Source organism: Priestia sp. P5_B4 (assembly GCF_056400385.1).
Genome location: NZ_JBFULJ010000156.1, coordinates 1 through 6,604, shown reverse-complemented (window position 1 = coordinate 6,604; position 6,604 = coordinate 1). Strand labels below are relative to the sequence as shown.

Genomic DNA, 6,604 nt, shown 5'->3' with positions numbered 1-6,604 from the left:
GGATATATACTGCCCGTCACGCCTTATCAATCTATTCAATATGCAAATCGCCTTCAAAAAAATAATGCTTCTTTTTCAAATCGTATTTGGCCTATTGAGAAAAAAAGCTTGGACAAAGAGTTTGAATCGCGTTCTCACTTACTGGAATTGACGCCAAGTTCAGTACAAAAGCGAAAAAAGCTTCAAGCAGCAGAACGTGTATACAGCAAGCTAACAAATAAGGGCCTAGTGATTAATACACGTGTCTAATACAAAAAATCGTGAACGCAGCAGAATGAATGCGCTCACGATTTTTTAACAAAGTAATGAACAAGTAAAAACATCTTAGTAAGATTCAATAAAAAGAGTACTGCCCTGCTGCCATTCAGCATAAAGCACCTGTTTATAATCGGTAAATCCTTGTTTTTTCAACTGTGTCTTTAACCAGTCTTCATCAAAGCCTGACTGAATCAAGTTTTTCAAAAGCAAACGTCCATCACTGACGAAGGCGATAGATAAAACGGGTTCAGAAGGAGGCAGCTGTAGATCGCTTCTTGTCGGCTTAGCATAATCAGATTTTGGCAATACGCTTAGTGATCCATCTGTTTCTAAAATCGCATATTCAACTTCCCGAATGGAAAATATGTCTTTTGAACGAAGCATATGAAGAAGCTGATCGATATCCAATCGATTTTTGCTAAGTTCTTTGTACGAAATTTTCCCTTTTCGAATAATAATAGATGGCCGTCCTTCTAAAAACAAACGCAGGCGAATATTTTTTTGAGTAATAACTTCGGTGACATAAATAAGCGCTCCCCAAAAGATAACAGCAAATAAAATTTTGCCTATTCCTACTTCTGAGTCATATAGCGCATTTCCTACTAACTCTCCTAATACAAGAGCAGAGATAAAATCAAAAGTGGTAAGCTGAGTGATCGTCGCTCTGCCTAAAAATTTAGTTAAAATAAACAGGCAGATAAATCCGATAAAGAGTTCTAATGCAATTCCGATAAGTTCATCCATATTTTCACCTAATTCACATGATTAGGTATTAGTATAAGCAAAGCAAAGGTTCTTATCCTTTAAAAAAGCAAAAACACCAGGTTCAATTCCTAGTGTTTTTTACTTAGTTTCTTTACCATCTCTACATGTGGAATTCCAGCATCCATAAATTCACCTGAAACCGTTACGTAGCCTAGCTTTTTATAAAATCCTTCCGCATGCGTTTGAGCATGCAGCTTAATCTTTTCAATCTCATGCTCTGCTGCGACCTCTTCTAACTTATCCATCAAAAGCTTTCCTACACCGTCTTTTCGATAAGAAGAAAGAACGCAGATTCGTTCTGCTTTTCCATAGTCCTCTACCATACGGAAGCGTCCTGCCCCAATTGGTGCAGTTCCTTTGTATACAACTAAATGCAGGGCTTCGGTATCGTATTCATCGATTTCTTGCTCTACATCAACCTGCTGTTCTTCTACAAATACTTTTTGACGTACGAAGTAAGCATCAGAATGATCTTGTTTGTTCGTTAGTACTTTGATGTTCACGTATCTTATCCCTTTCCAAGACGAAATGTTTCAAACACAGTCCATGTTTCATTTTCAAGCTGGTACATTAAGTGAAAGCGATCCACTGTTTCTTCATGAGCGACATCTACAAGCTTCAACTGGCTATACACATCTAAGTGCTCATCATCTGAAAGGCGTTGACCAATTGTAATATGTGGAATAAATGAATATTCAGTTGGCTGTTCGAGATTGCCTTCATGAAGTTTATTGTAAAGTGACGTCAGTTCTTGCTTTTGTTCCACTTTTAAGTAAATAACGTTATTGGCTGGTGAAAATGAGCTTACTTTCGTTACATTTAATGTAAATGGATTTGTTTCTTCGGCAATTTTACGCAAGTTAGCTGCAATTTCATCAATTTGGTCTTCTGTAGCTTCAAAGACTTCTTTTAATGTAAGATGAGGCGGAATTAATGAATAGTGAGAATCATAGCGCTTTCGATAAGAATTCGCTACATCTTGCAATTTTTTAGATGGAAAAAGTACAACGCCAAATTTCATAAAAAATCCCTCCAAAGTAAGATCATAAAATATGTATAAAGCGAGCTTATTATAACAAATTTTCGAAAAATATGATATCTTTCTACTTCAACATATATTGAAGCGACCGCTTTACGTCTTTTTGCCAGTATTTCCACGTATGATTTCCATTAAATTCTTCGTAGAAAACAGAATATCCACGTTGCTTCATTTGTTCGTGCAACAGGCGGTTAGGTTCAATAAAATTCAATATACCATCTTGCGTTGTTTTGACAGCCGTTTCTTCAGTTCCAATAACATGATACAAATCTAGAAGTGAAGGAGAAGCAAATGAGTTGACCGTTTGTAATACAGCATCGTTCACGAAAGGAGAATGCATAATTACTTTCCCGAACGTGTGAGGATACGCAATGGCCGTCAGCAGTGAAACTGTAGCAGCAAGCGAATCACCAATTAAAACACGTGATTTTCCCATTTGATATGTAGGATATGTTTTATCCAAAAATGGCACAAGTTCATGTGCTAAAAAGCGAATGTAAGCATCTACTTGATTTCCTTCTGGATGATACTTATCGCGTCTGTCTTCCACGCTTTTATATGGAATTCCAACAAAAATAGTACGATCGATTTCCGACTCGTTCATTAAATCATCAATTAAACGAGGTGTCCGTCCGTACATAACATAATCTTTTCCGTCTTGGGCAATAAGTAAGGAATACTTATAGAGCGTAGAATAGTTTGACGGCAGATAGACTAGTAACGTGACATCTTCTTGCAGTGCGTCACTATAAAAAGAAATTTCTTCTAACTTCCGCTTACTTTCTGACATGAATAATCGACTCCTATGCATTTGAATGAAAGCGTTACCTTTATTGTAACACATTTTCTAATAACCGTTCTTTATTTTATTGTAACGAATTTTTTAGCGAATGACGAGAAAGAGGCATGCGTCATTAAAAAAGCGCTTCAGAATCGACTGAAGCGCTTTTGATTAATCTAATTTTTTCATTTTTTTAAACATAGCTTTTTCTGCTTGGCTGGCTTTTTCTAGCGGCTTCTTCGTATATTCTTCTTCTTTTTCATCAATCGAAACCAATTCTGTGTCATTTTTTACATAACTTCGGATATTGCGAGCACCGAAATAGCCGTTTACATCTTCTAAAATAGGCTTGTTTTCTTTTTGATCATAAAGAGTATATGAATTCTCTTCCTTAACGATAGCGTAGTGATTCCCTGCTAGAAGAGCTACGGCTTCTTTTTCGCTTTTTCCAAAAGTAGACATGAGAAACAGAACGATTAAGACGATAAAGAAAAGGGCTGTTGCGCCAATGAAAAATAATAATAAGCCTCTGCTAAATTTACTTTGTTTTTCTTCCACAGTAGACAAACCTCCTGATTAGATAATTTTATTATAGCAAGTAAATGTAATGAGCGCCTAAAGAGATATGTGACGAGTTTATGAATTCAGGTGGATGAAACAAAAAAGGTTTTTAGCGCCTCTCATCGAATTTAATATAAAGAGAGACAACAACTTGAAAAGGAGAGAGAGACATGACAGCGAAAAAAATCCCAACGAGCAAAGAAGTAGCAAAGGCAACATTTGATTTGCTAGAAGAGCGTGGCGTAACAGTTTTAGATATTGCTGAAATTGTGTATGATTTACAGCTTCCTTATCATTCTGCTCTAACCATTCAGGAATGCGCTGAGAGCGTAGAGAGAGTACTGCAAAAGAGAGAAATTCAGCATGCGCTTCTAGTTGGAATCGAACTTGATAAGTTAGCTGAGCAACATAAATTATCAGAACCTCTTCAAAGTATTGTAGAACAAGACGAAGGGTTGTTTGGTGTTGACGAAACGATTGCTTTAGGTGCCGTTTTAACCTATGGCAGTATCGCTGTTACGACCTTTGGCTATTTAGATAAAGTAAAAGTAGGCATTATTGAAAAGCTGGACTGTAAAAAAGAAAAAGGAGTTAATACCTTTTTAGATGATTTAGTAGCGAGCGTAGCTTCTAGTGCGGCAAGTCGTTTAGCTCACCGTCAGCGTGATGAACAAGAACAGCTGCAAGAAGGCAATCCGGCTACGTAATAAATTTCTTTTAGTATGTATATAAGCTGCGTAAATTAACACGCCGAAATGATTTAGTCTTTTATTTAAATAACGGATACTAGGCACGTATCACCTGCGTGTCTAGTATCCGTTAATGGAACGATTTAGGGCTGTAGTGAAGTAGTCATAAGGTAGCTTAAGTTTTTCAGCCCAAGACTTTCATAAAAAGCACGTGCTTTCTCGTTAAATGCCCATACGGTAAGCTGGAGGTCATTTGCTCCTTTTTGTACAGCCCACTGTTTCGTAGCAGAAAAAAGACTTTTTCCTACGCCATAATTTTGAAAGCCTTTCTTAACGCCAAAATATTGGATGTACGCTGTGTAGGAAAGAGGAGCTAATGTAGTGGGAGGGTTATATTTTAATTCAACAACAGACGCCCCAATAATTTGATTTCGATATTGAGCTACAAGAATATCAATGGTTGCATAATAAAGAGTAGCTTGATATTGTTCCGGAGATAAAACAGCCATCTGATTATCAAACATAGAAGGAAGCGCATTTGCGTGGAGTTCTAGTGATTCCCCTAATATTTTATTTACTTCTGTATAATCATCGAGTTTTGCAGTGCGATAGATAATCTCCATACACACTTCACCTACTTTTTAAAAGTTGTGCTTTATCATATGTAGCAACTTAAAAAATGTTAAATGAGAATTAAAACTTGAAAATTTTAAGCGAAGAACTGCACTAAACAGAGCATATATTTTATGCTCTGTTTGATGTTATAGTTGAAGAATATATAAGAGCGAAACGTTAAATTCTAGTTTCAGCAATGGCATCGCGTACTTTTTCAAGCGAGTGTTTAGAGGCATCTTTATTCGCAATCATTACATTAACGTACAAAGCATCAATGAGGCTTAGCTGTCCAATTCTCGAGGCAAGAGCTTCAGATCGATATTCTGTTTCTTCTGAACTCGTATAAAGAGAAACATCGACATTTTGGCTTAATGGAGATTTTGGAAAACCCGTAATACCGATCGTTTTGGCACCGTTCGCTTTTGCTGTATTTAAAATGTTCATCGTGTCTTTATTTGTTCCAGAATGAGAAATCACTACCGCTACATCCTGTTTTGTTAATTGAGAAGCGGACATAAGCTGGAAGTGAGAATCAATAAATGCAAACGTTTTAATTCCTGTTCGAACAAATTTATGAAAAGCATCCATAGCCACTACGGAAGAACCGCCCGTGCCATAAAACTGAACTTTATCGGCCTTCATAAGAAGTTTGACGGCTTTTTCAATAGCGTTGCTTTCTAGTATTTGTAATGTATTTTCAAGCGTTCGCACATTGGAGCGAAAGATTTTTTCAGCAATCGTTTTTTCATTATCCGTTTCAGCAATTTCCTCGTGAATCTGCTGAATAGGCGTCATAATTTCAGCAGCCAGCGCTATTTTCATCGCTTGATAGCCCTTGAAGCCAATTCGTTTGCAAAAGCGAAAGACTGTTGCATCAGCTACATTTAAATCGTCTGCCACTTCGTTAATGGTACTGTGAATAATTTGTTCCGGCTGTTCTAAAATATAATTTGCTATTTTTTTCTCTTTTTCACTGAATCTAGCATAGTGAGAACGAATTTTTCCTAAGCAATTTTGCGTCATGACTGATGTTCCTTTCCACGAATTTAGTAGTAAAAAGAGTATAGCACAAAAATATGAGTGAAAAAAATTTTCTTGTAAACGATTGCAAAATGAAAAATAATTCGTATAATGGAGGTAATGTGAAATTTTTTTTCAAAGGGAGTTTGTAAAATGAAAATTGGATTAATCGGTTTAGGAAAAATGGGATATAATTTATCATTAAATTTAATGGACAACCATCATGAAGTAGTAGCTTATGATGTGAATAAAGAAGCGGTAGAAAAACTTGCAAATGAAGGAGCAACTGGCGCCTTTACTGTTGAAGAGTTAGTTAATGAACTTCCTCCTTCACCTAAAGTTGTATGGATTATGGTTCCGGCTGGAGAAGTAACGGAAAATGTTATTACAGAACTAAAAGAACTTCTGTCAGAAGGAGATATTATAATAGATGGAGGAAACTCTAATTATAAAGAATCTGTTCGACGTGCTCAGGATCTTCAGGAAAAAGGTATTTACTTCTTTGATGTAGGGACAAGCGGCGGAATGGAAGGGGCAAGAAACGGAGCGTGTACAATGATCGGTGGAGATGCAGAAGTATTCCGTACAATTGAACCGATTTTTAATGATATTTGCGTAGAAAATGGATTTATGTACGCAGGTAAAAGCGGAAGCGGTCACTTTTTAAAAATGGTTCACAATGGTGTAGAATATGGAATGATGCAATCCATTGCTGAAGGATTTGAAGTCCTGGAAAAAAGTCAGTTTGATTTCGACTATGAAGCCGTAGCACGCGTTTGGAATAACGGATCTGTTGTTCGTTCTTGGTTGATGGAACTAACGGAAAATGCGTTTTCAAAAGATCCTAAACTAGACAGTATTAAAGGAGTCATGCAG

Annotated in this window: 10 protein-coding genes; 3 read left to right on the top strand and 7 right to left on the bottom strand. The window is 36.7% G+C overall.

From position 1 onward, the window contains the following. Positions 1 to 249: hypothetical protein (locus AC1DRF_RS13595; RefSeq protein WP_477740922.1), on the top strand; the 249-nt coding region annotated here is incomplete at its 5' end. Between the two features lie 75 nt (positions 250 to 324). On the opposite strand, the gene AC1DRF_RS13590 is transcribed toward AC1DRF_RS13595, so the two are convergent. The 5 genes from AC1DRF_RS13590 to AC1DRF_RS13570 all read right to left on the bottom strand — a co-directional run bounded on the left by AC1DRF_RS13590 (position 325) and on the right by AC1DRF_RS13570 (position 3,401). Then, on the bottom strand, positions 325 to 1,002 hold the full coding sequence (locus tag AC1DRF_RS13590; RefSeq protein ID WP_013081784.1) for a DUF421 domain-containing protein: 678 nt from the start codon (positions 1,000 to 1,002) through the stop codon (positions 325 to 327). An 89-nt stretch (positions 1,003 to 1,091) separates the two neighbouring features. Continuing rightward, positions 1,092 to 1,526 (bottom strand): GNAT family N-acetyltransferase, encoded by a 435-nt coding sequence (locus AC1DRF_RS13585; protein ID WP_043980433.1) that lies wholly within the window; start codon positions 1,524 to 1,526, stop codon positions 1,092 to 1,094. 5 nt (positions 1,527 to 1,531) lie between these two features. Further along, a complete protein-coding gene (locus tag AC1DRF_RS13580; RefSeq protein ID WP_013081786.1) occupies positions 1,532 to 2,044 on the bottom strand; it encodes a YjcG family protein in 513 nt (170 codons plus the stop codon). 82 nt (positions 2,045 to 2,126) lie between these two features. Next, positions 2,127 to 2,852 carry an alpha/beta hydrolase gene (locus tag AC1DRF_RS13575; protein ID WP_013055456.1) on the bottom strand — a complete coding sequence of 242 codons (726 nt, stop codon included), beginning with the start codon at positions 2,850 to 2,852 and terminating at the stop codon, positions 2,127 to 2,129. Positions 2,853 to 3,014: 162 nt separating this feature from the next. Further along, positions 3,015 to 3,401: a hypothetical protein gene (locus AC1DRF_RS13570; RefSeq protein ID WP_029324785.1), complete on the bottom strand. Its 387-nt coding sequence runs from the start codon at positions 3,399 to 3,401 to the stop codon at positions 3,015 to 3,017. A gap of 173 nt (positions 3,402 to 3,574) precedes the next feature. On the opposite strand from AC1DRF_RS13570, the gene AC1DRF_RS13565 reads away from it, so the two are divergent. Then, positions 3,575 to 4,111: a phosphatidylglycerophosphatase A family protein gene (locus tag AC1DRF_RS13565; RefSeq protein WP_477740921.1), complete on the top strand. Its 537-nt coding sequence runs from the start codon at positions 3,575 to 3,577 to the stop codon at positions 4,109 to 4,111. A 125-nt stretch (positions 4,112 to 4,236) separates the two neighbouring features. Here the strand turns inward: AC1DRF_RS13565 and AC1DRF_RS13560 are convergent, their stop codons facing one another. Beyond that, positions 4,237 to 4,716, bottom strand: coding sequence for a GNAT family N-acetyltransferase (locus AC1DRF_RS13560; protein ID WP_025749861.1), 480 nt, complete (start codon positions 4,714 to 4,716; stop codon positions 4,237 to 4,239). A 169-nt stretch (positions 4,717 to 4,885) separates the two neighbouring features. After that, the gene (locus tag AC1DRF_RS13555; RefSeq protein WP_013055460.1) at positions 4,886 to 5,731 is read right to left on the bottom strand and encodes a MurR/RpiR family transcriptional regulator; all 846 of its coding nucleotides are present in this window, start codon (positions 5,729 to 5,731) and stop codon (positions 4,886 to 4,888) included. A gap of 150 nt (positions 5,732 to 5,881) precedes the next feature. On the opposite strand from AC1DRF_RS13555, the gene gnd reads away from it, so the two are divergent. Next, the coding region (gene gnd / locus AC1DRF_RS13550; RefSeq protein ID WP_477740920.1) for a phosphogluconate dehydrogenase (NAD(+)-dependent, decarboxylating) at positions 5,882 to 6,604 on the top strand (723 nt) is incomplete at its 3' end.

What these genes read in the sequence shown, in the direction of transcription:
- AC1DRF_RS13565 (WP_477740921.1), top strand. Translation starts at nt 3,575, where the DNA reads ATGACAGCGAAAAAAATCCCAACGAGCAAAGAAGTAGCAAAGGCAACA.
- AC1DRF_RS13555 (WP_013055460.1), bottom strand. Translation starts at nt 5,731, where the DNA reads ATGACGCAAAATTGCTTAGGAAAAATTCGTTCTCACTATGCTAGATTC.
- AC1DRF_RS13590 (WP_013081784.1), bottom strand. Translation starts at nt 1,002, where the DNA reads ATGGATGAACTTATCGGAATTGCATTAGAACTCTTTATCGGATTTATC.
- AC1DRF_RS13575 (WP_013055456.1), bottom strand. Translation starts at nt 2,852, where the DNA reads ATGTCAGAAAGTAAGCGGAAGTTAGAAGAAATTTCTTTTTATAGTGAC.
- AC1DRF_RS13580 (WP_013081786.1), bottom strand. Translation starts at nt 2,044, where the DNA reads ATGAAATTTGGCGTTGTACTTTTTCCATCTAAAAAATTGCAAGATGTA.
- AC1DRF_RS13560 (WP_025749861.1), bottom strand. Translation starts at nt 4,716, where the DNA reads ATGGAGATTATCTATCGCACTGCAAAACTCGATGATTATACAGAAGTA.